Here is a 26334-nt window from a genome sequence, read left to right as displayed (position 1 = left end):
AACTACGATGGCAGAAAATGAACACATTCTGATTGGCCACTTGGTAGAAGTACGTGGCAACGGCATGGAAGCACGCATCATTGAAGAACACTCCACGGCTGCACCGATTATCAAAGTAGGTGAAGAAGAAATTTTGGCTGGTAATTTGGGTTCCTATGTGATGATTCGGCAATCCAGCATCGGTGTGCTGGCGTTGGTATTTAAAATGTGGGAACGCGACCGTTTTGACAGCCTGGGTAACCGCGCAACCGACCGGTTCATTTCCTTGATACCGGTTGGCGAACTGAATGAAAACAATACCTTTGTGCGCGGCGTGCGCCATTACCCCACGCCAGGTGCGAACGTTTACGCGGTCGGGCTTAAGGAAATCAATGCGATTTTTGTCAAATTCCGCGAGTACCAGTTTTTTATCGGCCAGTTGGCATCCCATAAAGACTATCATTTAAGTTTGGATCCGCGCGCATTGTTCGGACGCCACTTTGCTATTCTTGGCCAATCGGGCTCCGGCAAATCCTGGACGGTCACCAGCTTGATTCAACACACCATCAAAGCCATGCCAAAAACACATTTGGTCATGCTGGATTTACACGGTGAATATTGCTGGAAAAATGACAATGGTCAAATCGAATCGGCATTTCCTCGAGAAATGGTCAATTATGTAGACGCTTTAGAGCTGGAAATGCCCTATTGGATGATGTCCTATGCGGAATTGGTAGATTTGTTTATCGACAAGGACGACCGCGGCGCATCCATGCAAATGGCTTTCATGCGGGAGATATTGCAACAATTAAAACGCAAGGAAGCCAAGGAAATAGGCTTGGGCGCGGTATCCATCGATACGCCGATTTATTTTTCGCTGGCGGAAATGTATATGCAGTTCAAAAATGCCAACGAGGAACGCAAGGATTTCGGTAAGACGCACGGCGCCCTGTTCGGCCAATTCGATCAGTTTCTGGTCAGAATGCAAAGCCGCTTCAATGATGTGCGCTACGACTTTCTGCTAAAACCCAAAAAACGTACCAGTTCGGCCAGCATGGCAGATTTATTGCGACAATTCATCGGCTTGGGCCAACAGAAATCCAATATCACCGTGGTTGATCTAAGCTCTGTACCCACCGATGTCAGACCGGCGGTGTCAGCACAGGTGGGACGCTTGGCCTACGAATTCAATTATTGGAACCCTAAACGGCGCGAATTCCCCATAACGCTGATCTGCGAAGAGGCGCACGCCTATATTCCGCGCGAAAAAGGCGGCCAATTCGAGGGCACAAAAAAGATGATGGAACGGATTGCCAAGGAGGGCCGTAAATACGGAGTTTCCATCGGCGTGGTCAGCCAACGGCCGACCGAGTTGTCGGAAACCATGTTGGCCCAGTGCAGTACGTTCATCTGTCTTAGAACCACCAACCCGGATGACCAAGAGTATATTCGAGGCTTGGTACCCGAAGCAGAGGGCGACTTAACCGACATTTTGACCTCCTTAGGGCGCGGAGAGGCATTGGTATTAGGAGAAGCAGCACCATTACCCACTCGGGTGCAAATTTATCGTCCCAATCCGGAACCGAAAAGTAATGATGTGGATTATTTTACGGGCTGGAGGGAGGGTCCCGATGACCTGGATGTGGAAGGCATTGTCAATAACTGGCGCACTCAAACGCGTCAATGAGCGAAATAAGTCTTTAAACTGCAAAACTGTAGCACCCCACCCTACAGATGCCTGCAGCCCCAGAACCTTGATTACCTCATCACATTTAAAGCATTTGGGTTAAATTTTAATTTTGCTATCCAAAACGATAGTTTGCTCTGACTGCTGTTCCGCTTCTAATTTTTTTCGCTTGTCGCATTTTTCTTCACAAAGGCAATTACCGGTGCCGCCGCATGAACCTTTGATAGCATGGCGCCCAAAAATCACACCAACAGCCATGACGGCAATCACTACCAACATAAATAAAAAAGTCGCTAAAAAGTATCCCATTCTTTTATTCCTCGTTTTCATTTGCTGAAAAGAAAAACGAGGAGAAATCTTTCGATCGCTCCTCGTTCCTTGTCAGCGAAAAGTGAAATTAGCCGCCAAAATCGTCCAGCATGATATTTTCAGGATCGACGCCGTTAGCCAACAGCATGTTGATCACGGACGAGTTCATGATTGGAGGTCCACACATATAGTACTCACAATCTTCCGGATTAGGATGATTCTTGAGAAACTCTTCAAACAATACGTTATGAATAAAGCCAGTATAACCTTTCCAGTTATCTTCAGGCAGCGCATCGGACAATGCTACATGCCATTCGAAATTATCGTTTTCTTTGGCCAGCATATCGAAATCTTCTACGTAGAACATTTCGCGTTTGCTACGCGCGCCATACCAGAAAGTCATTTTACGTTTGGACTTCAGTCTGCGTAATTGATCGAAGATATGCGAACGCATCGGCGCCATACCGGCACCACCACCGATAAAGACCATTTCGGCATCGGTGTCCTTGGCGAAGAATTCTCCATAGGGTCCGGAAATAAATACTTTGTCGCCAGGTTTCAAATTGAAGATAAAGGATGACATGATACCCGGCGGTATCCCATCCGGCGCACCTGGAGGTGGTGTGGCGATCCGCACGTTCAGCATGATCTCTTTCTCTTCCGGATATGAAGCCATGGAGTACGCCCGTAATGCAGGTTCCTTGACCTCGGAAACATAACGCCACAAATTGAATTTATCCCAATCCGGGCGATATTCTTCTGCAATATCCATATCCGTATATTTCGATACATGCGGTGGACATTCGATCTGGATATAACCGCCGGCCCGATAGTCAATGGATTCACCTTCAGGTAATTCCAGCACCAGTTCTTTAATGAACGTCGCTACGTTATCGTTGGATTTAACGGTACATTCCCATTTTTTCACCCCGAATACGCTATCTTCAACTTCAATATCCATATCGTGTTTGACAGATACCTGGCAAGCTAGACGCTCACCTTCGGCAGCCTCGCGTTTGGTAATGTGCGACATTTCGGTTGGCAGAATATCTCCACCGCCACTCAGCACTTTGACTTTACACTGACCGCAGGTACCACCCCCGCCGCAGGCAGAGGATACGAACAGTTGATTGTCAGCGAGAGCTGTTAAAAGTTTGGAGCCTACCGGCACATGGATTTTCTTCTCATCATTGATCAGAATTTCCACATCCCCCGAGGCTACCAGTTTGCTTTTCGCGCCGATGATCAAAAACACCAGCGCAATCACGATAACCGTGAAGAAAATAACACCTAATGCAATTTCCAGCATTACGATACCCTTATAATTGAATTCCAGAGAAAGCCATGAAGCCTAGAGACATCAAGCCGGCTGTGATGAAAGTGATGCCCAAACCTTGTAATGCCGCGGGAATATCACTGTATTTAAGTTTCTCGCGCACACCCGCCAATACTGTGATTGCCAGTGCCCAACCAAAACCGCTACCAATACCGTAGACTACGCTTTCATTGAAATTGTAGTCGCGCTCGATCATGAACAAACTACCGGCCAGAATGGCGCAGTTCACGGTAATCAATGGTAGAAAGATACCCAGAGCGTGATACAAGGCTGGAAAATACTTATCCAGCGTCATTTCCAGAATCTGTACCAGAGCGGCGATCATGCCGATACAGCTCAACAGACTCAAAAAGCTCAAATCAACGCCGGTGATCCCCAACCAAGCCAAGGCATCTTCTTTCAGCAGCGTTTGGTAAATGAAGTTATTGGCCGGCACAGTCAAGGTCTGAACCACCATCACCGCAATTCCCAAGCCCATGGCGGTGGAAATTTTCTTGGAAACCGCCAGAAAGGTACACATCCCCAGGAAGAATGACAGCGCCAAGTTTTCTATGAAAACCGCTTTAATAAATAAGCTGATATAAGCTTCCATTAGTGGTGCCCTCCTTCACCGTGCGCAATCGACATAATTTTGAACTCGTTATGCTCAACTTGTTTAGGTTTCCAGGTACGGAATACCCAAATGATCAAGCCGATGATGAAAAACGCACTGGGAGGTAACAGCATCATGCCGTTAGGCACATACCATCCGCCATCCTGAACCAGCGGCAGTACTTCAAATCCCAGTAGTTTTCCGGAACCCAAGGTCTCCCTAAAAAAGGCGACCAAAACCAAAATCAAACTGTAACCCAAACCATTACCGACACCGTCGATAAAACTCTTTAACGGCGGGTTTTTCATCGCATAGGCTTCAGCACGCCCCATGACGATACAGTTGGTAATGATCAGACCAACGAAAACCGATAACTTTTTGCTGATTTCGAAAGCGAAGGCTTTTAACACCTGATCGACCACGATTACCAACGAGGCAATAATGATCATCTGCACAATAATCCGAATGCTACCGGGTGTGTGCTTACGCACCGCACTGATGGCGGCACTGGAACAGGCCGTTACGGAAGTCAACGCCAACGCCATAATCAACGATGTGGACATTTGCGACGTTACCGCCAGTGCAGAACAAACCCCAAGCACCTGTAAGGTGATCGGGTTATTGTCTACCAACGGTTCAAATAACACTTTTTTAGTTTCTTTATCCATGACCAAGCCCCTAACCATCATTTCTAATTTTGTTCAGATAAGTAGCGAAACCTTCGTCACCCATCCAATACTGGACCAGATTGCTGACGCCGCGACTGGTCAATGTTGCACCGGCCAGACCGTCAACTCTATACACAGCATCGGCACGACTGGTATCGACAGTGCCTTTAACCAACGTCAAAGCCACTTCGCCATTCTCGCCATAGACTTTCTTGCCCTTCCACAGAGCGCGCCAGTTTGGGTTAACCACCTCGCCACCCAGACCCGGCGTTTCGCCTTGGTCGTACAGGTTGATGCTTTGCACGGTTTGAGCATCGGCGTCTAACGCCATGAAACCATACATGGTGGACCACAAACCGTAGCCGTTAACAGGCAAAATAATCGATTGCAATTGATCGCCGTTCTTCACCAAAAATACTTTGGCGTATTTCGCTTTAAAACGGATGTTGGCAATATCTTTGTCAACCGGTATGACTTCGTTTTGAGCAGGGTCCTTGGCCGCTTTACGTTGGTCATATTCGGCGGGATCGATATTGTCTACATAATCGCCGGTTTTCAAATCGACGATTTTAGCTTCGATCCGTTCTTTGAAAGCTTGATCGATATCGGTACCATCGTCCAACAAGCCCGCCACATCAAGAATATTCCTCTTCATGTCCAGCGCTTTGTTGTAGTTTTGCAATGGTCTTAAGGCTACCGTGGCAAGCGATACCAATACTGCGCACACCAGGCACAAAGCCAAGGCAACCGCTACGGTTTTTTCCAGACTGTCGTTGTTTAACGCCAGCACCTTGTCGCGATACACTTTAAATTGTTCGTAATACTTGCAGAGATGCTCGTTATACTTACAGGTTTTTTTCTCGGCACTAAGCATGGCGTCTAATCCTTCTTCTAATATTTGCTTGGACAACAAAGTAATCTATCAATGGTGCAAACATGTTGGAAAAAAGAATGGCCAGCATCATGCCCTCGGGGAATGCAGGATTAATAACCCGGATCAGCACAACCATAAAACCGATCATACCACCGTAAATCCAGCGACCTGTATCGGTCACGGCCGCAGAAACCGGATCGGTAGCCATATAGACCATACCAAACGCAAAGCCGCCTAAAACCAAATGCCAGTACCAAGGAGTGGCAAACATATGATTGCTGCTGCTGCCGACCACGTTTAACAGTGTCGACATGGCTATCATGCCAATCATAACCCCAGCCATGATGCGATACGACGCCACTCGGGTATAAAGTAAAAATGCCGCGCCCAACAGACAGGCCAAGGTAGATGTTTCACCCATGGAGCCGGGGATAAAACCCAAGAAAGCCTGGAACCAGCTAAAAGTGGCTTGAATGTTTTCCACACCACCCGCGGCACCTAATGACAAGGCGGTAGCGCCACTGAAACCATCGGCCGCCACCCACACCGCATCTCCCGAAATCGATGCCGGATAAGCAAAGAACAAGAAGGCGCGACCGGTCAGTGCGGGATTCAAAAAGTTTTTACCGGTACCACCGAACACTTCCTTACCTAGTACGATACCGAATGAGATACCCAGGGCGACTTGCCACAATGGCATGTCAGGCGGCAGAATCAATGTGTACAACATTGAAGACACTAAAAAGCCTTCATTAACTTCGTGTTTACGCACGGTGGCAAATATCACTTCCCAGATACCGCCTACCGCTAGGGTAGTGATGTATACAGGGAAGAAATACAACATGCCATGAACCAAACAGGATAGCGGGTTGTATGGATTGTACCCGAACAGCACCATCGGGATTCTGCGCCAGCTATCGATTGACTCGACACCCATGGCTTTCATAGCCAGATTTGCTTGATAACCGGTGTTGTACCAAGCCATCAAAACACAGAATGCGGTGGCGATAACCACGAAAGTCATGGTGCGCTTCAGGTCGTTACCGTCGCGAACATGGGTTTTACCGCGCGTTACATCGGTCGGGGTATAGATGAAAGTGTCCACCATCTCATAGAGACCGTAGTACTTTTCAAATTTGCCGCCCTTTGTAAAATGCGGCTCTATGCTGTCTAAAATATCTCTAGCCGACATTTATCCTTCCTTCTCAATTTTAGTTAAATTAGCTCTGAGCACAGGTGCGAAATCATGTTTGCCTGGGTCGACAAAAGTAAACAAGGACAGATCCTCCTCGTTTAATTCAAGACATCCCAGCGCCTGAGCGGTATCGCTATCGCCAACCACTATCGCTTTCAGCAACGGCGTTGCCAGGATATCAAGCGGCATGACAGACTCATACACGCCAACCGGCACAATGGCACGATTACTGCCGTTTTTATCGGTGGTTAACGGAAACTGACGGCCTGTTTGGCGGTCTTTGCTGGATACGTAAACATTCATCGCCGAATATTTATTTTTTCCCGGAACAATCCAACCGAACAACTCCCGTTCGCGTCCTTCCCTCAACACAGAAACTTGCAAGCAGTTTGCGCCGAGAAAAGCAAATGGGCCTGCAGCTTCATGACCATACAGCACGGAACCGGAAATCACACGATTTTCAACATCCTGCAGTTCGCCGGCAACCAGATCGTCCAGGCAGGCGCCAACGCGGGCACGCACCAAGCGCGGATTTTTAACAGTGGGGCCAGCCAGAGAAACGATTCGTTCAACATTCAATTTGCCGGTGGTAAACAATGCGCCGATTGCAATGACTGCTTGATAATCGATATGCCAAACAAATTTATTGACATTAACCGGATCGATAAAATGAATGTGGGTACTGGGTAATCCGGCTGGATGTGGGCCGGAAAATTCGGCCACTTGCACGGCGGGATGGCTAACCACATCGGCACCTCCGGCTTTGCAAAGGTAGGTCTTGCCCGCTGTCAGCTTGGAAATCACACTCAAACCATTCGCAAAGTCGCTAGCACGTTCTTTGATGATGACCGCAGGATTGGCGGCCAACGGACGGGTATCGATTGCCGTGACAAAAATAGAGCTGGGGGCGCTATCAACGGCCGGCACTTTGCCGTAAGGGCGAGTTACAAAAGAAGTCCAAAGACCGGACGCCAACAGGTTTTCCTTGACTTGTTCCGCCGTTAGATTGGCTAAATCGGCTTCTTTGTAGCTAACAAACTTTTCTTGTTCATTGCCTTTTAATTCAATGACAACTGAAAGCAAGGCGCGCCTATCGCCACGATGAATGGCTTTGACGATGCCGGCGCCCGGAGCGGTAAAGTTAACGCCCGGATTTTTTTTATCGGAAAACAAGACTTGGCCCAATTTGACCTTATCGCCTTCCGCCACCATCATTTTCGGTTTCAGCCCTACATAATCGTTACCCAACAGGGCCACCGATTTGATGCCGTTACCATCGGTTATGTTTTGCTCAGGCCCGCCCGTAATGGGCAAGTCCAAACCTTTTTTAATTGTAAATTGCATAATTGATACGCCTGCTCTCCAGACAAATTGCAGCCAAAAGCCCTTTGGGAACCACAAAACTCAAAGGACAGTTCAAGACATAAAACCGCGACATTACATCACAAGTTACTGGCTTACTCAACGTCAAATCGCCCGCGCAAACCACAATTAGCCAACCCTAATACCCCTCGACAAATCAGATATCCACGACCTTATTAATGTCAAACGCGTCCACAACTCTGCGCCCGATGTAACCTCGGGTATTACTTAAAATTCGCGCATCGGCAATGCGATAATCGCCCATATTATGCACATGGCCATGAAACCAAGCCGCGATTTCATACTCGTGAAATAAAGCCTTTAAATCATTGCAATACGCCATTTTCTTTAAGGCGTTGGGTGTTTCAATCCAACTCCATTCCGTGGGAGCATGATGGGTAACGACTACCGTTCGGCCTTTAAAAGGTTCGGCCAACTGTGTTTCCAGCCACGCTTTGGCTTCCATATGCAGGGCTGAAAAATGCGTCTGATTGAAAGGCTCATCCTTAAAGCGTATCTTACGAAAATCATTTAATGTTTTCCCGATAGCCTCGGCTTTTTCCTCACCATCAATCAGCAAATCCGCCCACAAAGTGCACCCCAAAAAGCGCACATCATTGATAACATACTGATTTTTTTCGAGAAACTGAATATTGGACCCCGCACATTCCTGCCGCAACATGGTCAAAACCGCATGGTATTCGCTGTTGTAAAACTCATGATTTCCGGCCACATATACCACGGGCTTGCCAATGGATTTTAACCAAGACACACCTTGACTAAACACGCCGATATCGCCGGCCGCCACTACCACATCCGCATCGGTTTCCGGCAAACCTTGCTCGCCGAATTCAAGATGTACATCTGAAAAATAATTTATCCGCACAATTTGCTCTTTCGTCTTCCTGCTTAGAGGGTATAATTCATATTACCTAAGTAATTTACTTGGTATTTTCAGATAACTTTGATTTTTTGCAAACATTAATTCTATGTCGATTAGCCCCAGAAAACACACACAACAAGTATTGGTCGGAAATGTTAAGGTCGGCGGCGGTGCGCCGATTGTGGTGCAATCCATGACCAATACGGATACCGCTGATGTTGCAGGAAGCGTTCAACAGATTATGGAATTATCCACGGCCGGTTCGGAAATGGTTCGCATCACCGTCAACACCGAAGAGGCCGCCAAAGCCGTACCGGACATCGTTAATCAGCTGGAACAAAAGGGCTTTTCGGTGCCCATTATCGGCGACTTCCATTTCAACGGCCACAAGTTATTGGAAAAATACCCGGACTGCGCGCAAGCCCTGGCTAAATACCGTATCAATCCCGGTAATGTCGGCAAAGGCAAGGCCCGCGACCCACAATTCCAACAAATGATCGAATTCGCCTGCAAATATGACAAACCGGTTCGCATCGGCGTGAACGGAGGCAGCCTCGATCAGGCAGTATTAACCCGACTGTTAGATGAAAACAGATTATTGCCCAACCCACAGGAATTACCGGCTATCACCCGGGAAGCGATCGTATTATCGGCGCTGGAAAGTGCCGCCAAAGCCCAAGATCTCGGCCTGGGCAAAGACAAAATCATCCTGTCCTGCAAAATCAGCAACGTGCAAGAATTGATCAGCATCTACGAAGACCTGTCCAACCGCTGTGACTATGCCTTGCATTTAGGCTTGACCGAAGCCGGCATGGGTTCAAAAGGCATCGTCGCCTCTTCGGCGGCATTGGGGGTTTTGATGCAGCAAGGCATAGGCGATACCATTCGTATCTCCTTGACCCCCGAACCGGGCGCCGCCCGCACCAAGGAAGTTATTGTCGGCCAGGAAATCCTGCAAACCATGGGCTTTCGCTCATTTACACCGATGGTTATCGCCTGCCCCGGTTGCGGCCGTACCACCAGCGATTATTTCCAAAGGCTGGCTCAAGACATCCAGGCCTATTTGCGCGACCAGATGCCGGTCTGGAAAGACAAATACAAAGGCGTCGAAGCCATGGAAGTAGCCGTTATGGGCTGCGTGGTCAACGGCCCTGGCGAAAGCAAAAATGCCAACATCGGCATCAGCCTGCCCGGCAGCGGCGAATCGCCGGTTGCACCTGTTTACGAAGATGGCGAAAAAACCGTTACCCTGAAAGGCGATCATATCGCCGAAGAATTTCAGGCTTTAGTTGAACGCTATATCGAATCGCATTACAGCGCACACTAAATTAGGTTAAGCACAAATAAAAAGGCGGCTAATTGCCGCCTTTTTTATGTGTTTTTAAAAAGACTAACCAGGCTGCCCATCAGGGCGCGGCGAACTCAAAATGGGCAGGAATTGATAGGCGAACAAAGAAAATGCCGCCAGCCAACAATAGCTCGAGACCAACACAAAGCCACCGTACCAAGCGGGAAATAGCGCCGGAAACATTACCCGCGACAGCGCCGCCAGATTAATCAACACAAAAGCAATCGCCATAACATTTGACGCTTTCAACGCCCTGCCGGTATGCCCCAAAGATACCCGCGCCATCATACCCAGGGTCAAGACACCGATACCGCCGACGGTAAACGCGTGCAGCGCCAAGGTCGACATGACTAAGCCATAGGCCGACAACGCTACTAACCCAAAGCCCAGAATAACCCAACCGTAGCCTACATATAAAACCCACAGCAAAGGTACAAACCAGACCCGACTGTCATACCAGGCGGAAACTCGCATCGTATTCAACACCGCTGCCGCTAAGGCGACGATTAGCAAAAGCAGCCCGGAAACACCCAGCATCAGCAAAATAAATACGCCCAAACTCACTACGATTGTCGCAATATCCAGACCCGGATTACGAATACAAATAACTCCGGACAAACCGCGTTCGGTAAAAAATGGAAACACCCGCCCGGCAATCACCAAAATCATCATCACGATTAGTGTCACCACCAAGTTCAAACCCAGCATGGCGCTGGTTTCACCAACACCCAAAATTTGCGCATGTATCAAAGCATTGCCGGCCGCCATTAACAGCAATAAACCGGTAAAGATCAGGTTTTTAAAATTACCGGTCTTCAACAAGGGCTTGCTGATAAAAAAAGCTAACGCCGGCAGAAACGCAAAATCGATGCCGGCAATCAATATATCCGGAACCAATTCGGAATAAAAAGGCAATACCCGGCCGTATAGCCATAAAAAACACAGCGAAGCCAGCTGATCGGGGCTAGTCGTTTCACTGTTGGTCCAGTTTCTGACCGCAGTCAGTAAAAATCCGGCAATCACTGCGGTTGAATAGCCCAACAACATTTCATGGGCGTGCCAATAGGTGACGGGATAATAGTGGTCGATGTGCAAGGCGCCATTGGATAACGAATTCCAAACCGCGATTAAGGCCAGCGCCGACAATCCGGCCAAGGCAAAAAATGCTCTAAACCCCAGAGCAAACAGCGGGTAATCAAAAACCGGTTTATTCATCATGCAACCTTTCCTCCAGCCAGTCGATTTCGTTATGCGAGAATCCGGCGATTATACGCACTTCTCGATTAAACGGCCCTTTGGGTTTACCTTGGTAACAGGCCAGAATCTTTTCCTTATAGGTTTGCTCGGGGTCTAAGCCAAGCTGTCCGGCAAAACAGTTAAACCAATACGAGCCGCGTTCGACGTGCCCTACCTCGTCCTGATAAATCCGCTGCAAAATCGCCACTCCGGCGTCGTCGCCCAAGCCGCGCAATTTATCGATCATAGCCGGCGTCACGTCCAGCCCGCGCGCTTCCATGCAACGCGGCACCACGGCTAACCTAGCCAATAAATCATCAGCCGTATCTTCCGCATGCGACCACAAGCCTTTATGGGCGGCTAAATCTCCATAATCGATCCCCAATGTTAAAAGATGACTACTCAGCAACTCGAAGTGTTGCGCTTCCTCATCGGCAATTCTTAACCAATCCCGATAAAACTGTTCAGGTAAACCGCGAAAACGATAAATGATGTCCCAGGCCAGATAAATCGCCATGAATTCGATATGCGTTAATGAATGAAAAAACGCCGCCTTACCTTCGATACTGTTCAAGCGCCGGCGCGGCATATCGCGCGGCATCAATAACAGCGGTTTATCGGGAAACAAGGTTTCGGTGATCGGTTTTGGGGGATGCGCTTCGGCAAAACTCAACTGACCGGCTTGCGCCCAGCGCTGCGCCTGATGAGTTGTTGCCAATTTGCGCGTAATGTCGGTGTCGAATAAACAGCGCTCGGCTGATTCGAAAATGTTGTTCAAGTTTTCTCCATAAATCGCCAGACCAAAAAAATCAAACACCCAAATCATCTGGCGCATTAGTCACACCACGCAAACTTTTCAATTGTCAGCTTAAATCAAAGATTATACGATGTAACAGATTTTCTACGTTTTGGGGTGGAATATTCAGATGTTTGCAGAGCGACCAATAAAACTGTACTCGGAAATGCTTGATTGCAAGACTTGACCCCGGCGTTCCTTTCTAGTAATGCGCGCTGTGTGGCAATTGCGCGCATCATCCGAATAAAGCCATCGCCGGGAGATCGTCAATCCGAGCAGGTCAGGCAAAACCAAAATATATGCAGTCGTAAAACCGTGGACTTACGTCTTGTGGGTAAAATAAAAAGCCTGACCTATCACCCAAAACGGCGTTTTAAAAGTTAATTCTCAACCCACTATCGAATTGACTTAATCACACCCATTCATGCTGTCGATTTCTTCGAGCAACCATTGACGAAAAGCCATAAAGCTCGCGCTTTGCGCCGTCTCCTGGGTATAGATCAAATAATAGGTAAAATCCATGGTCAAACTTTTCTGAAACGGGATGACCAGTCGACCAGCCGCAATGTCTGAGGCTGCCAACATAGTATGGGTAATAGCAACCCCCAATCCATTGGTAGCCGCATCCAGAGCCATGTAAGCGTGGTTAAAGTGCATACCTCGCACCGGATCTACAATCTCCGTCAAACCCATGGCTTCCAGCCAAATTTCCCAATACGACCGTTGTTGGATCTGATAAATCGGATCGACGTGTAATAGCGTATGTCCCGCTAAGTCGGCAGGTTTTTGCAACGGTTGTTTCCCCTTCAAAAGTAAAGGGCTACACAATGGCGCAACTTGGCCAGGGAAGAGCTTTTCCACCTCGAAGCCCGGAAAGTCGCCGGAGCCGAAACGGACCGCCACATCGATATTTCCATGCTCAACATCCACCAGCTCCCGATCCTGCAATAGGCTCATGGTTTTGGAACCAACCAATTTGGTACTGGCCGTTATCCTGACTTCGATGTCCGGGTGTTTGGCAACGAATTGATAAAGGCGCGGCATCAACCACTTATTGGCAAAAGATGGCGTCACATTTACGCTGAAGATAGGTGCGGTATCGAAAGACCGCATCTCTTCGACCGCAGCGATAAGTTGATTAAAACCGGCTTGAAGTTTGTCCAACGAAGCTTGTCCAACCGGCGTCAAGGTTAATGCCCGATTAGCACGGTGAAACAACCGCACGTTGAGGTGATCTTCCAGCGCTTTGATTTGGTGACTGATGGCGGCAGGCGTGACATAAAGCTCGTCGGCAGCCTTTTTAAAGCTTAAATGTCTGGCAGCGGCTTCGAAAGCTCGAAGAGCATTTAAGGGCGGTAAGCGTGTACTCATAAGCTCTATTGCCATCAATAAGTAAACAATATGTTCATTAAATAATCATTAGATTAGTTTTTATAAACAATCAGGTGATATTTTATCATTTGTCAGCTAGCTCTGCGCTCCCTATAGTGCAACCGTCGTCAACGTAAAGACGATATTTAAAAGCTAACCATTAATTTACTTAACAAATTGGAAAAAATCATGAACATCAAAAATTTAATCTTAATAGCCGCCTTAACCCTGTCAGCAGGAACTTGTTTTGCCAATTCAGCCAGCGCTCGCTCTAGTCAGAAAAGTATTACAGCCATGCCGGCTAGCCCTCTTCAACTGCAAGTGTTAGCGGCCAAACCCAAAATAACAGCGGAATTCGCTCGCTTTGAAGCCGTGCCTGTACGCTCACCAAAAGCGCTGACTTATCAGGGACGTACTATCAGCCCTAATCAATTGGAGGTACTTGGGAAGAAAATTAAATAAAGAGGGAGTCCACTCATGACTGGACTTTTAATGACTAAGATTATTGTTGTTATCTCAATGCGCTAACTTTCATTAGCGCATTACTTTCTTCCTTGTGATTTCCACTGCAATTGCTTAACTGCAAGGACGGCGGCGACATGGAAAAAACAACAGAACTCACTTTGCTTAAAGCGCTAATACCCAGTATTTGCCGGTTTTCACCCGGAAAAACAGCCACGTCGACATTTTTAAGCACGCAATTGCGGCCAATATCGATGGACTGAATCGTGTAGAGAGAGACAATTTTAACCGAACCGTCCGCAGTCACGCCTTTAATCTGAGTAGCGTATTTCGCTTGACCGTTGGCTTTTAAAATGGCGAGGGTTTTTTCATTGATAATCGTATGGCTGGAACCGGTATCCACCAGAAAGTCCATCTGTTCCATACCGTTAATCTGGACAGGGATGTAATACGTCCCAGCTTCGCTGACCCGCATGGCGACAGGCTCGTCTATATCGCTTGCCAAGCTGCTTCCAAGGGGCATCAAACCAATAATCATCAGAATAATTCGCTTCATCACTAGCTCCGCCTCACATGGATAATCCCCTGCATTTGACATGTCCAATGCATGAGTCATTTTGTAGCCTTGAATCCTAACATTAAATAAGGTAGGGAACAAATAGCACCTGGTTCCTCTGATTGAGAGGCTAAACAGTCAGAACCAAGGGGTCAAGAACCAAGGGGTCAGGCCTTACATTTTGCACATAGAACTTATACTGATTTGTCAATTGCAAGACATGACCGTTCGCAGCCCGCGTAGGGCGTATTAGTGATAGCGTAATACGCCGAATGATTTAAAGCCAACATGCGGCATCGGGTCAGAGGAGGCCGAAGCCTCCGTCTGCCCACAGAACCGTGCGTACGGGTCCGTACACGGCTCCTCACGCAAGACTAACCCATTGAGACACTTCAAACCAGAAGGGTAAGGGGTCAGGTCTTGCATTATAGCAATAACAGCTTATACTGCCACCCATGGCAAGACCACTCAGATTAGTAATAACTGGGGTCAGAGTAAACTTAAATTCCTGCTATCCCGTTACTGTTCCATCCATAAACTTCAGTCAGAACAGATGGCAAGATTACCTCGAGTGTGCCCTGTAGGAATTCCCCAGCATGTGATCCAGCGCGGAAATAACCGGCAGGTGTGCTTTGCCTGCGAGCAGGATTTTGCGGCTTATGCAAGTTGGTTGAAAGACTATGCAAACAAATATCGGGTCGATATTCATGCGTGGGTATTGATGACCAATCATGTGCATTTGTTATGCACACCGGGGGCCGACAATGCGGTCAGCCGTATGATGCAATCGCTGGGCAGGCAGTATGTGCGATATTTCAATATGAGCTATAAGCGAACCGGGACACTTTGGGAAGGCCGATTTAAATCCTGCGTCGTGCAGGAAGAAAATTACCTTTTGCAACTTTATCGTTATATCGAGTTGAACCCGGTCAGAGCGGGAATGGTAGATCAACCGTCGGATTATGCTTGGTCAAGCTACCCGATAAATGCATTGGGGAAAACATCGGCGCTGTGCACGCCTCACCCCTTATATCTTGCGTTAGGCCGTGAGCCCATGGAAAGACAGTCAAATTATCGCGAATTATTCAAGTATCATGTCGAAGGAAAATTATTGGAAGACATTCGGCATGCGACAAACAAAGGCATGGTACTTGGCAATCGGCGGTTTGAATCGGAAGTTGAAAGTTTGACAGGTCGGAAAATAGCCGCAAAAAAAATGGGCCGACCTGTTGGATGACGGAAGGAAAAGGCAGATCAATAATTTAAGTTTACTCTGACCCTACTTAATCGGGAGACGGACATGAATACCAATCTTGATCTAAGCGACCGGCAACGCTTTCTATTTGCAGGCTTGGGCGGCATCATGCCGACGTTACTGAATTTGATTGTGATCGATCTGGAAACTTTGCTGCTAAGCGTCACCGCTTTGTCGATATTGTCGTATCTGATCCGGGTTTTGGCCTTGTTTGCCATTGGCGGCGTGGTGGGCTGGCTCAATCGTAGCGAGCGCGACCCGATCAAGCTTTTCCAGCTCGGTATTGCCGCGCCGGCCTTGATTACAGCAGCCATGAACGGTGGCCGGGTTTCGCTGCCGGACATGCCGACCGCCCCAAACCAGCAAGTTTCCTGGCACATCTTCTCAGAGGCTTACGCACAAACCAATACGACTGACAGCCTAAAACGTTTTACCATGCCTGAAGAAACCTCCGTACAACAGTTTTATCGCGGTTTTTTCGGCACTTTGCCGAAGAATGTCTGGTTTGTCATTGCTGGCTCGCACGCAACTCAGCAGGCAGCTGAGCAACAGGCCAGGCAAATTCGCAGTAACTACCGCAACTTCCCAGCGGCCGTCTACGCGCCTTATGGCGGTAATCCGTATTATGCGGTCGTCATCGGTGCGCAGCTTTCGCTTCAGGACGCCAAACAACTGCAACAACAAGCCATCTCGGCCGGTTTCCCCAAAGACACCTATTTATGGACTTTCCCTCAGCGCTAGGCCGCTGCTGGCTGAATCAATTTCTATACTTGACCGACACGGCCTCAAGCGACAATAACCGTCGCAAACGTATCAGCAATTCGTCACTGGGTCTCACCCGCCATTCGTCGCCCAGTTGTATGGTTGACTTGGCGGTTGCAGCGATATATTCAATGGCGACAGGACATTCTCCGCCACGGAACGGCATTAATATTTGTTTCAGTTCCTCGACAAATGCCCGCGACCGCGACCATTGCGAGGCATCCCAACCCAATACGATACCGCGGGCAAACATTTCCCGCGCTTCCTCCATGCTATAAAGTTTTTCCGCTGTCATGCGCAGACTGTTGGTATAGTCATCCATGCTTAACGAACCTTCCGCCACCAACAAAGTGTCCTTGGACAGCAAATCCCGGTATTTATCGTAAATACCGCTAAATGCCGCCACTTCCAAACGGCCGGTACGGTCGTCAAGTGTGGCAAAACCCATCATTTTGCCTTGCTTGGTTTGCCGGGTGCGCATTTCCACGATCAAGCCTGCCACTCGAGCTTCCATTTTGCCCTTGATGCGCCCGGCATCGGCTTCCAGGTTGCCCAAGCTGCCGTTGGTGATGTGTTTTAATTCCGGCAGATATTCCGCAATCGGATGGCCGGTCAGAAACAGGCCCAGGGTCTGTTTTTCCGCTTCCAGCTTTTCTTTTTCGGTCCAGGGCTCGACCAGATTGGCATAGGCTTCCGCTTCACCTTCGTCCGATTCGGCCGCGTCCAAACCGAATAAATCGTTCTGGCCCGCCAGCGCCATCTTGCCATGCTGCTCGGCCACCCGCAACGCGGTGGTTAATTCGGCCAAATGCGCGGCCCGATTGGGGTCGATGGCATCCAAGGCTCCGGCCCTGATCAGCGCTTCCAATACCCGCCGGTTTACCTTGCGCAAATCCACCCGCTTGCACAGGTCGTATAGCCCGGCATAGGGTCCATTGGCGTTGCGCTCTTTAATTAAATCGTCGATGGCGTTCTCGCCGACCCCCTTGATGGCACCGATGCCGTAAACGATTTGACCGTTGTCGTTGACGGTAAATTGATAATTGGACACATTGATGTCCGGCGGACATATCTCCAGCTTCATCTCCCGGCACTCGTCGATCAACACCACCACCTTGTCGGTGTTGTCCATATCCGACGACATCACCGCCGCCATAAAGGCCGCCGGATAATGCGCTTTCAGCCAGGCGGTTTGATAGGCCACCAAGGCATAAGCAGCCGAATGCGATTTATTGAAACCGTAACCGGCGAATTTCTCCATCAAGTCGAATACGTAGGTGGCGATACCTTCGTCGATTTGGTTTGCCACGGAACCCGACATGAATTTTTCCCGTTCCTTGGCCATTTCCTCCGGCTTTTTCTTACCCATGGCCCGCCGAAGCATATCGGCGCCACCCAGGGTATACATCGCCAATTCACGGGCAATCTGCATTACCTGTTCCTGGTACAGAATTACCCCGTTGGTCGGTCTGAGGATGGGCTCCAGCAATGGGTGAGCAAACTCGGCCTTGGCGCCATGCTTGACGTTGATGTAATCGTCAACCATGCCCGACTCCAGCGGACCGGGCCGGAACAACGCCACCAGCGCGATAATGTCGTCGAAACAGTCCGGCTTAAGCTTTTTGATTAACTCCTTCATACCGCGCGATTCCAACTGGAAAACGGCGGTGGTTTGGGCATTTTTCAGCAACTCGTAACTGGCTAGATCGTCGCGCGGAATCTGGCTGATGTCCACCGGTTGTTCGCCGCGTTGCGCGCGTTGGCGATTAATGGTTTGCAAGGCCCAGTCGATAATAGTCAGGGTCCGCAAACCCAAAAAGTCGAACTTGACCAAGCCGACCGCTTCCACGTCGTCTTTGTCGAATTGAGTGACTAGGTTACCGCCGCCCTGCTCGCAATACAGCGGCGCGAAATCAGTCAGCTTGGTCGGCGAAATCACCACCCCGCCGGCATGTTTACCGGCGTTACGGGAAATGCCTTCCAACGAGCGCGCCATGTCGATCAGGGCCTTGACTTCCTCCTCCGCGTCATACAAGGCCTTGAGTTCTTGACTTTCCTGCAGTGCCTTTTCCAGGGTCATGCCAATCTCGAACGGAATCAGCTTGGCCAGACGGTCGACAAAACCGTAGGCGTGCCCCATCACCCGACCGACATCGCGAATCACCGCCTTGGCCGCCATGGAACCGTAGGTAATGATCTGCGAGACGTGATCGCGGCCGTAGTGGCGCGCCACATAATCGATCACCTCATCGCGGCGTTCCATGCAAAAGTCGATATCGAAGTCGGGCATCGAGACCCGCTCCGGATTCAAAAACCGCTCGAACAGCAGATCGAATTCAATCGGATCCAGGTCGGTAATCTTTAGTGCGTAAGCCACCAGGGAACCCGCGCCGGAACCCCGTCCCGGTCCCACCGGAATGGCATTATTCTTGGCCCACTGTATAAAGTCCGCCACGATCATGAAGTAACCGGGAAACCCCATCTGCACAATCACGTTCAGCTCGATTTCCAGACGCTCATCGTAAACCTTGCGGTTTTCCTCGAAACTGCCCTTTCCTACTGGGGCGTGTTGCAGCAAGCGTTCTTCCATACCTTGCCGCGAGGCCTGTTTAAAAAAATCATCCAGGGACATCCCTTCGGGCACCGGAAAGTCGGGCAGGTAGTTTTCGCCCAAAGTCAGTTCGACATTGCAGCGTTGGGCGATGACGACACTGTTTTCCAACGCTTCCGGAATGTCGGCAAATAGTTCGGCCATTTCTTCGGCCGTGCGTAGATATTGCTGGTTGGTGTAATTTTTTGGGCGGCGGCTGTCGTCCAACACCCGGCCTTGGTGAATGCATACCCTGACTTCATGGGCATCAAAATCGGTTTTGCTGATAAAGCGCACATCGTTGGTCGCCACCACCGGCAGATCAAGTTCCGTAGCCAGCTCAACCGCCAGCTTGATGTAACGCTCTTCCTCCGCTTTGCCTATTCTTTGGACTTCCAGATAAAAGCTATCGGGAAATAAATCCCGCCAATATTCGGCGCAACGGTTTGCCTGCTGAATATTTTCGGCCAGCAACGCCTGACCGATATCACCGTCCATGGCCCCCGATAGTACAATCAGCCCCTCGCGGTTTTGTTCCAGCCAGTCTTTTTGCAGCATCGGAATGCCTTGATGCTGGCCGTGTTGATAGCCTTGCGAAATCAATTCGGTCAATGTGACATAGCCGGGCTTGTTGCGCGCCAAAAGAGTCAGTCTATGCGGTGCGGCCGGTTCGTCGGGGTTAAAAATCCAAACATCCGCACCTATCAACGGTTTGATGCCGGCCCCTTGGGCGGCTTTATAAAATTTAACCAGTGAAAATAGGTTGCTTTGTTCGGTTATGGCCGCTGCCGGCATAGCATAATCGACCAGTTTTTTGACCAAGGGCTTAATTCTGACGATACCGTCGACCAGCGAAAATTCGGTATGTATTCTAAGATGGATAAAGCGAGGGCTCACGACAACCCCCTTAGGATTTTTTTAACCGGCGCAAAGCTGGCCCGGTGCTGCGGGGTAACACCGTGTTGTTGCAAAGCCGTTAAATGCTGCTGGGTCGGATAGCCTTTGTGTACGGAAAAACGATAACCCGGATAAAGCCGATCCAACGCTGACATTTCTTCATCCCGCGCCACCTTGGCCACTATGGAGGCGGCTGAAATTTCGGCGACCAATAAGTCGCCCTGCACGATAGCTTGTGCCGGACACGGCAGTTTAGGTAAGCGATTACCGTCCACTTTGGCAAACACCGGACTGGGTTCCAACATGGAGAAAGCACGCTGCATGGCTACCAGGGTGGCTTGGAGAATATTGATGCTGTCTATTTCACTGGCTTCCGCCCGCCCCACCGCCCAGCAAATGGCCGAGGCCTTGATTTGCACAGCCAACTCGCGACGTTTCTTTTCAGTGAGTTTTTTGGAATCCGTCAGCCCTAAAATGGGTTTGTCCGGATCCAGTATCACGGCCGCGGCGATGACCGGCCCGACTATGCAGCCGCGGCCCACCTCATCAAGACCGGCAATTAAACAGGAATTATCTAAGAATGCCGCGGGTAACATTGCGCAGAAAACTGACCATATTGGAAAGCTCGTTGCTTTCGCCGGCCATGCCTTCCATTTCTTCGATAGCGTCCTCGAGACGCAAGTTGTTTTTGTATAGAATTTTATAGGCTTGACGGATTTGCCGGATCACCTCGGGCGACTTGCCGTTGCGTTCCATGCCCACCGAATTGATGCCGTGCGGACGGGTCGGCCGGCCGCCTACCATCACAAACGGCGGAATATCCTGGGTAATGGCGCTGCCCATGGCGGAAAAGCTGTACTCGCCGATTTGGGTAAACTGATGCACCAGCGTAAAGCCGCCCAAAATGGCATGATCCCCAACATGCACATGTCCGGCGATCGAAGCACCGTTAGCCATGATCACGTAATCGCCTATCATACAATCGTGGGCAACGTGCGTGTAAGCCATGAACAAATTGTCATCGCCGATTTTGGTCAACCCCTGATCCTGCAAGGTACCGCGATGCATGGTACAAAATTCGCGGATGACGTTGCGGTCGCCTATTTCCAACCGGGTGACTTCGTCGGCGTATTTTTTGTCCTGGGGATCTTCGCCGATGGAGGTAAATTGATAAATCTGATTATCTTTACCGATCGACGTGGGTCCTTTGATGACCACATGCGGCCCAATATCGGTACCGGCATCGATTTGCACCTCCGGCCCGATAATAGAGAATGGGCCGACTTTGACATCTTCTGCCAGTTCGGCTTTAGGATCAATTACCGCGCGTGGATCAATCATCTAATTTACCGATGCGGCACACATGATTTGCGCGCTGGCCGCCAATTCGCCTTCCACTTCCGCGCGGCAATCGAATGACCAGATGTTACGCCTGTGCTTTACATAACGGATATCCAGCATCAACTGGTCACCCGGCACCACTTTACGCTTGAAGCGGGCATTATCGATACCGGCCAGATAATACACAGTACCCCGGCTGATCGATTCATCCGATTGGGAAGTCAGCAGTGCAGTCGCTTGCGCCAATGCTTCCATAATCAATACACCCGGAAATATCGGCAAATTCGGGAAGTGTCCTTGAAAAAAAGGTTCGTTAAAAGTAACGTTTTTGACCCCTAGCAAACGCACGCCCGGCTCGCACTCAACCACCTTGTCAACCAGCAGAAATGGATAACGATGCGGGAGTAATTCCTGAATTTGTAATATATCGAGTTTGACAGTCATGTTTGTTCGCATGCGAGGAGAAGGATGTCAACCGCGGGCTGACATCCAGACAAATTTGAATCGTTTGAAAACGAAGCATAAAACTTATTGGGACAATGTTTCCAGTTTTTGCTGAACGCGGCTGGTTACATCGATATCATCGTTTGCATAAATAACGCCGTCGGTTAATAACAAATCGAATGACTCTTCCTTGGCCAACGCTCTAACCGCTTCAACGATGCGTTTTTGCAGATTGCCTAACTCTTCATTTCTGCGCATATTAAAGTCTTCGCTAAACTCCTGTTGGGCGCGCATGGCATCTCTTTTTTTGTCGACAATGTCTTTTTCCAATCTGCGGCGCTCTTCTTCACCCATGACTGCCGCATCTCTGCTCAAACGGTCTTCCAGACTTTTTATTTCTTTCTGTTGCGATACCAAAGCCGTATCACGTGGTTTAAATTCTGTTTCCAACCGGGATTTAGCTTTAGCGGCTTGTGGGGCCTTTTCCAATACCTTGGCGACGTTGACAAAACCGATTTTAAGATCAGCTTGGCTCACGCCGGCTACCAACATCAGCATTAAAAACAACGAAATTCTATTTTTCATGAGTACAACCATCTCCGGGTTAGATTTTTTGAGGGATTTAAAACAAAACACTGCGCCAAATTATAAGGCATAAACGGGGTAGCCCAAACTAAAATCCTGAGCCAAAGTTAAACTGGAAGCTTTGCACGTTATCGGCACTAGTGGAATTAAAGGGTTGAGCGACACTCACTGAGATGGCTCCAAACGGCGATAACCATTCCCCGGATAAACCGGCCGAGTAGCGCATGTCGTTAATTTGCCAACCCTTGCTGACGGTACCCGCGTCCATAAAGGTGCCGATACGAACCGACTTAACATCGCTTAAAAAAGGCACCGGGAAAAACAATTCCGCCGAGCCGTATATTTTTGAGGAACCGCCAAACGGTCTGGCGATCTGTCCGCTACCCGCTTGCGGTGTATCCCTAGGACCGAGAGTATTCTGTCTAAAACCACGCACCGAACCGGGACCGCCGCCGAAATAATTTTCGAAGAACGGCAACTCATTGGTGCTGCCGTAACCGTCACCATAGGCCACTTCGCCCAATACCCGAAAGGTAAAGTCGCTGGACAAAGGGAAATAATGTTGTTGCTTATAACCGACTTTAAAATATTGCAGATCACTGCCCGGCACGGTAGCGAGTACGGACACCCGCTGCTGTCCGCCATCGGTGGCAAACACCGCCCTATTCATGGTGTCATGGGTCCAGCCTAAACCGCCGGACAAGGTCAGAAAACTGTCGCCTTTATTATTGATGAAATCGACCACTTCCTGTGGCGAAAAGCTGGTGTCGGAAATTTCAGTTTGTTTAAAGTCGACATCGAAACCCAGCTGATCGAACTCATTCAACGGAATCCCGAAATTAAACCCAGCGTTGGCGACGTTGGTGTTGTAGCGGGAGATATTGGCTTGATAACCGTTACGCGAGGTATAGCCCAGATCCCAGCCCATGCTGACGCCATCCAAGGTGAAATAGGGATCGCGAAAACCCAGGTTATAGCGCGTCAATATATTACTGTTATTAAAAGCAAAATTAACCCGCTTACCGGTACCGAAAATATTATCCTGCGAAACGTTAGCGTTAAAGATGACGCCCTGCACCTGCGAATAACCGACACCGGCCTGTAAATTACCGGAGGCCTTTTCCTTGATCGAGTAATTGACGTCGATCTGATCGGCGGTACCCACCACGGGCGGCGTTTCCACACCCACTTCTTCGAAGTAACCCAAGCGATCCAAACGGGTTTTGGAGCGCTCGATTTTACTGCTGGATGCCCAACTGGATTCCATCTGCCGCATTTCACGGCGCATGACTTCGTCGCGGGTTTTGGTGTTGCCTTTAAAATTAATCCGCCGCACGTATACACGTTTGCCGGGATCGACGAAAAACGTCATGACCACGGTTTTGTTTGATTCATTGATTTCCGGCACCATGTTGACGTTGGCAAAGGTATAACCTTCATCGCCCAGCCGTTCGGAAATAGCTTTGGAGGTCTCTGTGGCATTTTTGCGGGAAAAAATTTCGCCCGGCCCCACCCTCACCAGTTTGACCAATTCCTCGGGCTCCACCACTAACTCACCGGAAAGTTTGACTTTTTCCAGCGTATAGACGTCGCCTTCCTTAACGTTAATAGTGATATAAATTTCTCTTTTATCGGCGGTGATATCCACTTGCGTGGATTCGATGGAAAAGTTTATGTAGCCCCTATCCAGATAATAAGAGCGCAATTTTTCCAGATCGGCTGATAGTTTTTGCTTGGAATATTGATCGTCTTTGGAATAAAACGACAAAAAATTGGTGGTGCTGAGCTCGAAATCCTTTTTTAAGGCATCATTGCTGAACGCCCGACTACCTACAATATTGATCTGTTTAATCTTGGCGACTTTACCTTCGGCAATGTCGATATGAATGCCCACCCGGTTACGGGTCAACTCGGTCACTTCCGTCTTGATTTTCAGCCCGTACTTACCGTGGCTAAAGTATTGCCGCCGTAATTCCTGCTCAACTTTATCGAGGATTTGTTTGTTATAGACCTTACCTTCCGCCAGGCCGATCTTTTTAAGCGCATCGGCCAAATCTTCCTTTTTAATGTCCTTGTTGCCTTCTATAACGATCTTGGCCACCGAGGGTCTTTCAACGACGTTAACGACCAGCGTCCCGCCTTCACGTTCCAGGATAATATCCTTAAAAAAACCGGTATTAAACAAGGCTCTGATTGCCGCTCCTTGCTTCTCCTCGGAAAAGGTTTCTCCCACGGTAACCGGTAAATAGTTGAAAACTGTTCCCGCCGAAATCCGTTGTAAGCCTCTAACCTGGATATCTTCAACTACAAAACTGCTGGCAAGAGCAGCTTTGCCGGCCAACATGCTCAGCAAAAGTATTTGAAATAGCGGATTTTTTTTCACTCAGTCAACCAGAAAAAATAAACAGCTGCGATTGTATCATGGGGTTTTATGTTTCCAGACCATTGAATCTGCAAATGCTCGGGAAATTCGCATGAAAATTGCATTTCTTATTTAGTTTCAATTGCAAACAAGCACAATTAAAACCCGTTAAAAAGACCATCTTATAAACCCTTGATAACTCGACAATTAAATTCAACCGAATCTTACCGAAACGAATTATTAACCAAGCTTTGGTAAGCCGATCGGGCATAATCCGCCTCCAATATCGGCAACTCGGGAGAACCGACCTGACTGACACCCCCCGCCTCTCTTACCGCAGCAACCGCATGTTCGCCGTCCAGTTCATAGATACCGGCTACGGAAATGCCGTGTTCGGGCGTAATCAGGCTATAACAGATATTTAGCCAGTTTGCTGTCGATGCAGTTTGCTCATTAAGCAAACTGTACACGGCAATGGCACAGGCTTTTGCTTCGGAGTTGGCGGCAAAGGCCGATTTGGGGATAGGCGCAAAATGAGCCGCATCGCCAATGACGTGGATATACGGGTCAAACAAGGATTGACTGGTCTGTGGATTAACCGGGCACCAGCCGCTTTTATCGGTTAAACTCGCTTCGCTAGCCAAAGTCGCGGCGGTCTGAGCCGGAATAATATTCAGTACGTCGCCTCTAAAACGGTCGCCAAAATCGCTGATTACCGTATGGGTTTGCGCGTCCAGCTGTGTGATAGGGTTATCGGCCAGGGAATGCCATTCGATCAAGCTGTCGGCTGTACCGTAGCGAAAGTGCTGCCGCCATCCCGCTTCGAACAAAGCTTGTTTGGAAAAACCGCGCTTCGGATCGAGAATGATGATTTTTGCGCGCGGATTATGCTGTTTTAACCAATAGGCCATCATGCTAGCCCGTTCATACGGGCCAGGCGGGCACCGGTAAGGGTCCGGCGGAGCAACGATTAACACCACGCCGCCGGCCGGCATGGCCTGCAATTGCCTGACTAATAATGTTGTTTGCGTCCCCGCTTGCCAGGCATGCGGAAAAACATTCGCCATGGCGGCCGTATAGCCGGAAATGGCATCCCATTGAAAGGCGATACCGGGAGACAAAATCAAACGGTCGTACGCCAAATCTTGCCCACTGGTCAGGCGTAATCGGCGCCGATCGCGGTCGATTGATTTAACGCTATCAGTGACCAAGCGGATACCGTGACGTTGTTTCAAAGCCAGATAGTCGACGGTTAATTGCGGCAGACTCGTCAAGCCCGCAAACAGCCAGTTGCTGCCGGGGCAGGTGATATAGTCGGCTTTCGGCTCTATGAGTGTAATGTTGAGATCGGCCGCCAAGCTCCTCAGCGTTTTCGCCGCTGTAGCACCGCCGAAACCGCCTCCCACCACAACCACATTCGCCATTGTATTTTTATGGCGCACGT

24 protein-coding genes are annotated in these 26334 nt (G+C 49.2%); 5 read left to right on the top strand and 19 right to left on the bottom strand.

Annotation, left to right across the window (positions count from 1 at the left end):
- Positions 1-7: 7 nt before the first annotated feature.
- Positions 8-1666 (top strand): DUF87 domain-containing protein, encoded by a 1659-nt coding sequence (locus tag M0R33_RS10165; protein ID WP_292568402.1) that lies wholly within the window; start codon positions 8-10, stop codon positions 1664-1666.
- Positions 1667-1765: 99 nt separating this feature from the next.
- Here the strand turns inward: M0R33_RS10165 and nqrM are convergent, their stop codons facing one another.
- From nqrM to M0R33_RS10125, 8 genes are all read right to left on the bottom strand, one after another.
- On the bottom strand, positions 1766-1975 hold the full coding sequence (gene nqrM / locus M0R33_RS10160; RefSeq protein ID WP_292568400.1) for a (Na+)-NQR maturation NqrM: 210 nt from the start codon (positions 1973-1975) through the stop codon (positions 1766-1768).
- A gap of 88 nt (positions 1976-2063) precedes the next feature.
- Positions 2064-3284 (bottom strand): NADH:ubiquinone reductase (Na(+)-transporting) subunit F, encoded by a 1221-nt coding sequence (nqrF, locus tag M0R33_RS10155; protein WP_292568398.1) that lies wholly within the window; start codon positions 3282-3284, stop codon positions 2064-2066.
- 10 nt (positions 3285-3294) lie between these two features.
- Positions 3295-3903: an NADH:ubiquinone reductase (Na(+)-transporting) subunit E gene (gene nqrE / locus M0R33_RS10150; RefSeq protein ID WP_292568396.1), complete on the bottom strand. Its 609-nt coding sequence runs from the start codon at positions 3901-3903 to the stop codon at positions 3295-3297.
- Complete coding sequence (locus M0R33_RS10145; protein WP_292568394.1) at positions 3903-4571, bottom strand: NADH:ubiquinone reductase (Na(+)-transporting) subunit D; 669 nt, start codon at positions 4569-4571, stop codon at positions 3903-3905. The genes nqrE and M0R33_RS10145 overlap by 1 nt, the downstream gene beginning before the upstream one ends.
- A 10-nt stretch (positions 4572-4581) precedes the next feature.
- Positions 4582-5445: a Na(+)-translocating NADH-quinone reductase subunit C gene (locus M0R33_RS10140; protein ID WP_292568392.1), complete on the bottom strand. Its 864-nt coding sequence runs from the start codon at positions 5443-5445 to the stop codon at positions 4582-4584.
- A complete protein-coding gene (locus M0R33_RS10135; RefSeq protein ID WP_292568390.1) occupies positions 5438-6637 on the bottom strand; it encodes an NADH:ubiquinone reductase (Na(+)-transporting) subunit B in 1200 nt (399 codons plus the stop codon). Before M0R33_RS10135 ends, M0R33_RS10140 begins: the two co-directional genes overlap by 8 nt.
- A complete protein-coding gene (locus tag M0R33_RS10130) occupies positions 6638-7984 on the bottom strand; it encodes a Na(+)-translocating NADH-quinone reductase subunit A (protein ID WP_292568388.1) in 1347 nt (448 codons plus the stop codon).
- Between the two features lie 175 nt (positions 7985-8159).
- A complete protein-coding gene (locus M0R33_RS10125; protein WP_292568386.1) occupies positions 8160-8888 on the bottom strand; it encodes a metallophosphoesterase in 729 nt (242 codons plus the stop codon).
- A 103-nt stretch (positions 8889-8991) separates the two neighbouring features.
- Between M0R33_RS10125 and ispG the strand changes: the two genes are divergently transcribed.
- A complete protein-coding gene (gene ispG, locus M0R33_RS10120) occupies positions 8992-10212 on the top strand; it encodes a flavodoxin-dependent (E)-4-hydroxy-3-methylbut-2-enyl-diphosphate synthase (protein WP_292568384.1) in 1221 nt (406 codons plus the stop codon).
- Positions 10213-10275: 63 nt separating this feature from the next.
- Here the strand turns inward: ispG and M0R33_RS10115 are convergent, their stop codons facing one another.
- The 3 genes from M0R33_RS10115 to M0R33_RS10105 form a co-directional block, all read right to left on the bottom strand.
- Positions 10276-11451, bottom strand: coding sequence for an NnrS family protein (locus M0R33_RS10115; protein WP_292568382.1), 1176 nt, complete (start codon positions 11449-11451; stop codon positions 10276-10278).
- Positions 11441-12304 carry a ferritin-like domain-containing protein gene (locus tag M0R33_RS10110; RefSeq protein ID WP_292568380.1) on the bottom strand — a complete coding sequence of 288 codons (864 nt, stop codon included), beginning with the start codon at positions 12302-12304 and terminating at the stop codon, positions 11441-11443. Before M0R33_RS10110 ends, M0R33_RS10115 begins: the two co-directional genes overlap by 11 nt.
- A gap of 369 nt (positions 12305-12673) precedes the next feature.
- The gene (locus tag M0R33_RS10105; RefSeq protein WP_292568379.1) at positions 12674-13636 is read right to left on the bottom strand and encodes a transcriptional regulator GcvA; all 963 of its coding nucleotides are present in this window, start codon (positions 13634-13636) and stop codon (positions 12674-12676) included.
- 189 nt (positions 13637-13825) lie between these two features.
- Here M0R33_RS10105 and M0R33_RS10100 point away from each other — a divergent pair, with 189 nt between their 5' ends.
- Positions 13826-14098, top strand: a complete 273-nt coding sequence (locus M0R33_RS10100) for a hypothetical protein (RefSeq protein WP_292568377.1) — start codon at positions 13826-13828, stop codon at positions 14096-14098.
- 49 nt (positions 14099-14147) lie between these two features.
- Here the strand turns inward: M0R33_RS10100 and M0R33_RS10095 are convergent, their stop codons facing one another.
- Positions 14148-14714 (bottom strand): retropepsin-like aspartic protease, encoded by a 567-nt coding sequence (locus tag M0R33_RS10095; RefSeq protein ID WP_292568375.1) that lies wholly within the window; start codon positions 14712-14714, stop codon positions 14148-14150.
- A 538-nt stretch (positions 14715-15252) separates the two neighbouring features.
- On the opposite strand from M0R33_RS10095, the gene M0R33_RS10090 reads away from it, so the two are divergent.
- A complete protein-coding gene (locus tag M0R33_RS10090; RefSeq protein WP_292568373.1) occupies positions 15253-15891 on the top strand; it encodes a transposase in 639 nt (212 codons plus the stop codon).
- Between the two features lie 63 nt (positions 15892-15954).
- Positions 15955-16650 carry an SPOR domain-containing protein gene (locus M0R33_RS10085; RefSeq protein WP_292568371.1) on the top strand — a complete coding sequence of 232 codons (696 nt, stop codon included), beginning with the start codon at positions 15955-15957 and terminating at the stop codon, positions 16648-16650.
- 16 nt (positions 16651-16666) lie between these two features.
- Here M0R33_RS10085 and dnaE read toward each other — a convergent pair whose 3' ends face one another.
- The 7 genes from dnaE to M0R33_RS10050 all read right to left on the bottom strand — a co-directional run bounded on the left by dnaE (position 16667) and on the right by M0R33_RS10050 (position 26314).
- Positions 16667-20158 (bottom strand): DNA polymerase III subunit alpha, encoded by a 3492-nt coding sequence (gene dnaE / locus M0R33_RS10080; protein ID WP_292568369.1) that lies wholly within the window; start codon positions 20156-20158, stop codon positions 16667-16669.
- The gene (gene rnhB / locus M0R33_RS10075) at positions 20155-20754 is read right to left on the bottom strand and encodes a ribonuclease HII (RefSeq protein WP_292568367.1); all 600 of its coding nucleotides are present in this window, start codon (positions 20752-20754) and stop codon (positions 20155-20157) included. Before rnhB ends, dnaE begins: the two co-directional genes overlap by 4 nt.
- Positions 20729-21499 (bottom strand): acyl-ACP--UDP-N-acetylglucosamine O-acyltransferase, encoded by a 771-nt coding sequence (gene lpxA, locus M0R33_RS10070; protein WP_292568365.1) that lies wholly within the window; start codon positions 21497-21499, stop codon positions 20729-20731. The genes rnhB and lpxA overlap by 26 nt, the downstream gene beginning before the upstream one ends.
- Positions 21500-21943 (bottom strand): 3-hydroxyacyl-ACP dehydratase FabZ, encoded by a 444-nt coding sequence (gene fabZ / locus M0R33_RS10065; protein WP_292568363.1) that lies wholly within the window; start codon positions 21941-21943, stop codon positions 21500-21502.
- Between the two features lie 84 nt (positions 21944-22027).
- The gene (locus tag M0R33_RS10060) at positions 22028-22528 is read right to left on the bottom strand and encodes an OmpH family outer membrane protein (RefSeq protein WP_292568361.1); all 501 of its coding nucleotides are present in this window, start codon (positions 22526-22528) and stop codon (positions 22028-22030) included.
- Positions 22529-22616: 88 nt separating this feature from the next.
- Positions 22617-24872, bottom strand: a complete 2256-nt coding sequence (gene bamA / locus M0R33_RS10055; RefSeq protein ID WP_292568514.1) for an outer membrane protein assembly factor BamA — start codon at positions 24870-24872, stop codon at positions 22617-22619.
- Between the two features lie 242 nt (positions 24873-25114).
- A complete protein-coding gene (locus M0R33_RS10050) occupies positions 25115-26314 on the bottom strand; it encodes an NAD(P)/FAD-dependent oxidoreductase (RefSeq protein ID WP_292568358.1) in 1200 nt (399 codons plus the stop codon).
- Positions 26315-26334 lie beyond the last annotated feature (20 nt).

The sequence above is a fragment of the Methylomonas sp. genome, assembly GCF_023228165.1.
Classification (GTDB): domain Bacteria; phylum Pseudomonadota; class Gammaproteobacteria; order Methylococcales; family Methylomonadaceae; genus Methylomonas.
This window is presented reverse-complemented; position numbering and strand designations above follow the sequence as displayed.

Bases quoted from the DNA above. Each gene is read 5' to 3' on its own strand.
- M0R33_RS10100 (WP_292568377.1), top strand. From the start codon at position 13,826: ATGAACATCAAAAATTTAATCTTAATAGCCGCCTTAACCCTGTCAGCA.
- rnhB (WP_292568367.1), bottom strand. From the start codon at position 20,754: ATGTTACCCGCGGCATTCTTAGATAATTCCTGTTTAATTGCCGGTCTT.
- M0R33_RS10145 (WP_292568394.1), bottom strand. From the start codon at position 4,571: ATGGATAAAGAAACTAAAAAAGTGTTATTTGAACCGTTGGTAGACAAT.
- M0R33_RS10165 (WP_292568402.1), top strand. From the start codon at position 8: ATGGCAGAAAATGAACACATTCTGATTGGCCACTTGGTAGAAGTACGT.
- M0R33_RS10130 (WP_292568388.1), bottom strand. From the start codon at position 7,984: ATGCAATTTACAATTAAAAAAGGTTTGGACTTGCCCATTACGGGCGGG.
- nqrE (WP_292568396.1), bottom strand. From the start codon at position 3,903: ATGGAAGCTTATATCAGCTTATTTATTAAAGCGGTTTTCATAGAAAAC.
- nqrF (WP_292568398.1), bottom strand. From the start codon at position 3,284: ATGCTGGAAATTGCATTAGGTGTTATTTTCTTCACGGTTATCGTGATT.
- M0R33_RS10050 (WP_292568358.1), bottom strand. From the start codon at position 26,314: ATGGCGAATGTGGTTGTGGTGGGAGGCGGTTTCGGCGGTGCTACAGCG.
- fabZ (WP_292568363.1), bottom strand. From the start codon at position 21,943: ATGACTGTCAAACTCGATATATTACAAATTCAGGAATTACTCCCGCAT.
- M0R33_RS10095 (WP_292568375.1), bottom strand. From the start codon at position 14,714: ATGACTCATGCATTGGACATGTCAAATGCAGGGGATTATCCATGTGAG.
- M0R33_RS10115 (WP_292568382.1), bottom strand. From the start codon at position 11,451: ATGATGAATAAACCGGTTTTTGATTACCCGCTGTTTGCTCTGGGGTTT.
- lpxA (WP_292568365.1), bottom strand. From the start codon at position 21,499: ATGATTGATCCACGCGCGGTAATTGATCCTAAAGCCGAACTGGCAGAA.
- M0R33_RS10085 (WP_292568371.1), top strand. From the start codon at position 15,955: ATGAATACCAATCTTGATCTAAGCGACCGGCAACGCTTTCTATTTGCA.
- M0R33_RS10140 (WP_292568392.1), bottom strand. From the start codon at position 5,445: ATGCTTAGTGCCGAGAAAAAAACCTGTAAGTATAACGAGCATCTCTGC.
- M0R33_RS10105 (WP_292568379.1), bottom strand. From the start codon at position 13,636: ATGAGTACACGCTTACCGCCCTTAAATGCTCTTCGAGCTTTCGAAGCC.
- M0R33_RS10135 (WP_292568390.1), bottom strand. From the start codon at position 6,637: ATGTCGGCTAGAGATATTTTAGACAGCATAGAGCCGCATTTTACAAAG.
- ispG (WP_292568384.1), top strand. From the start codon at position 8,992: ATGTCGATTAGCCCCAGAAAACACACACAACAAGTATTGGTCGGAAAT.
- M0R33_RS10060 (WP_292568361.1), bottom strand. From the start codon at position 22,528: ATGAAAAATAGAATTTCGTTGTTTTTAATGCTGATGTTGGTAGCCGGC.
- bamA (WP_292568514.1), bottom strand. From the start codon at position 24,872: ATGTTGGCCGGCAAAGCTGCTCTTGCCAGCAGTTTTGTAGTTGAAGAT.
- M0R33_RS10110 (WP_292568380.1), bottom strand. From the start codon at position 12,304: ATGCGCCAGATGATTTGGGTGTTTGATTTTTTTGGTCTGGCGATTTAT.
- nqrM (WP_292568400.1), bottom strand. From the start codon at position 1,975: ATGGGATACTTTTTAGCGACTTTTTTATTTATGTTGGTAGTGATTGCC.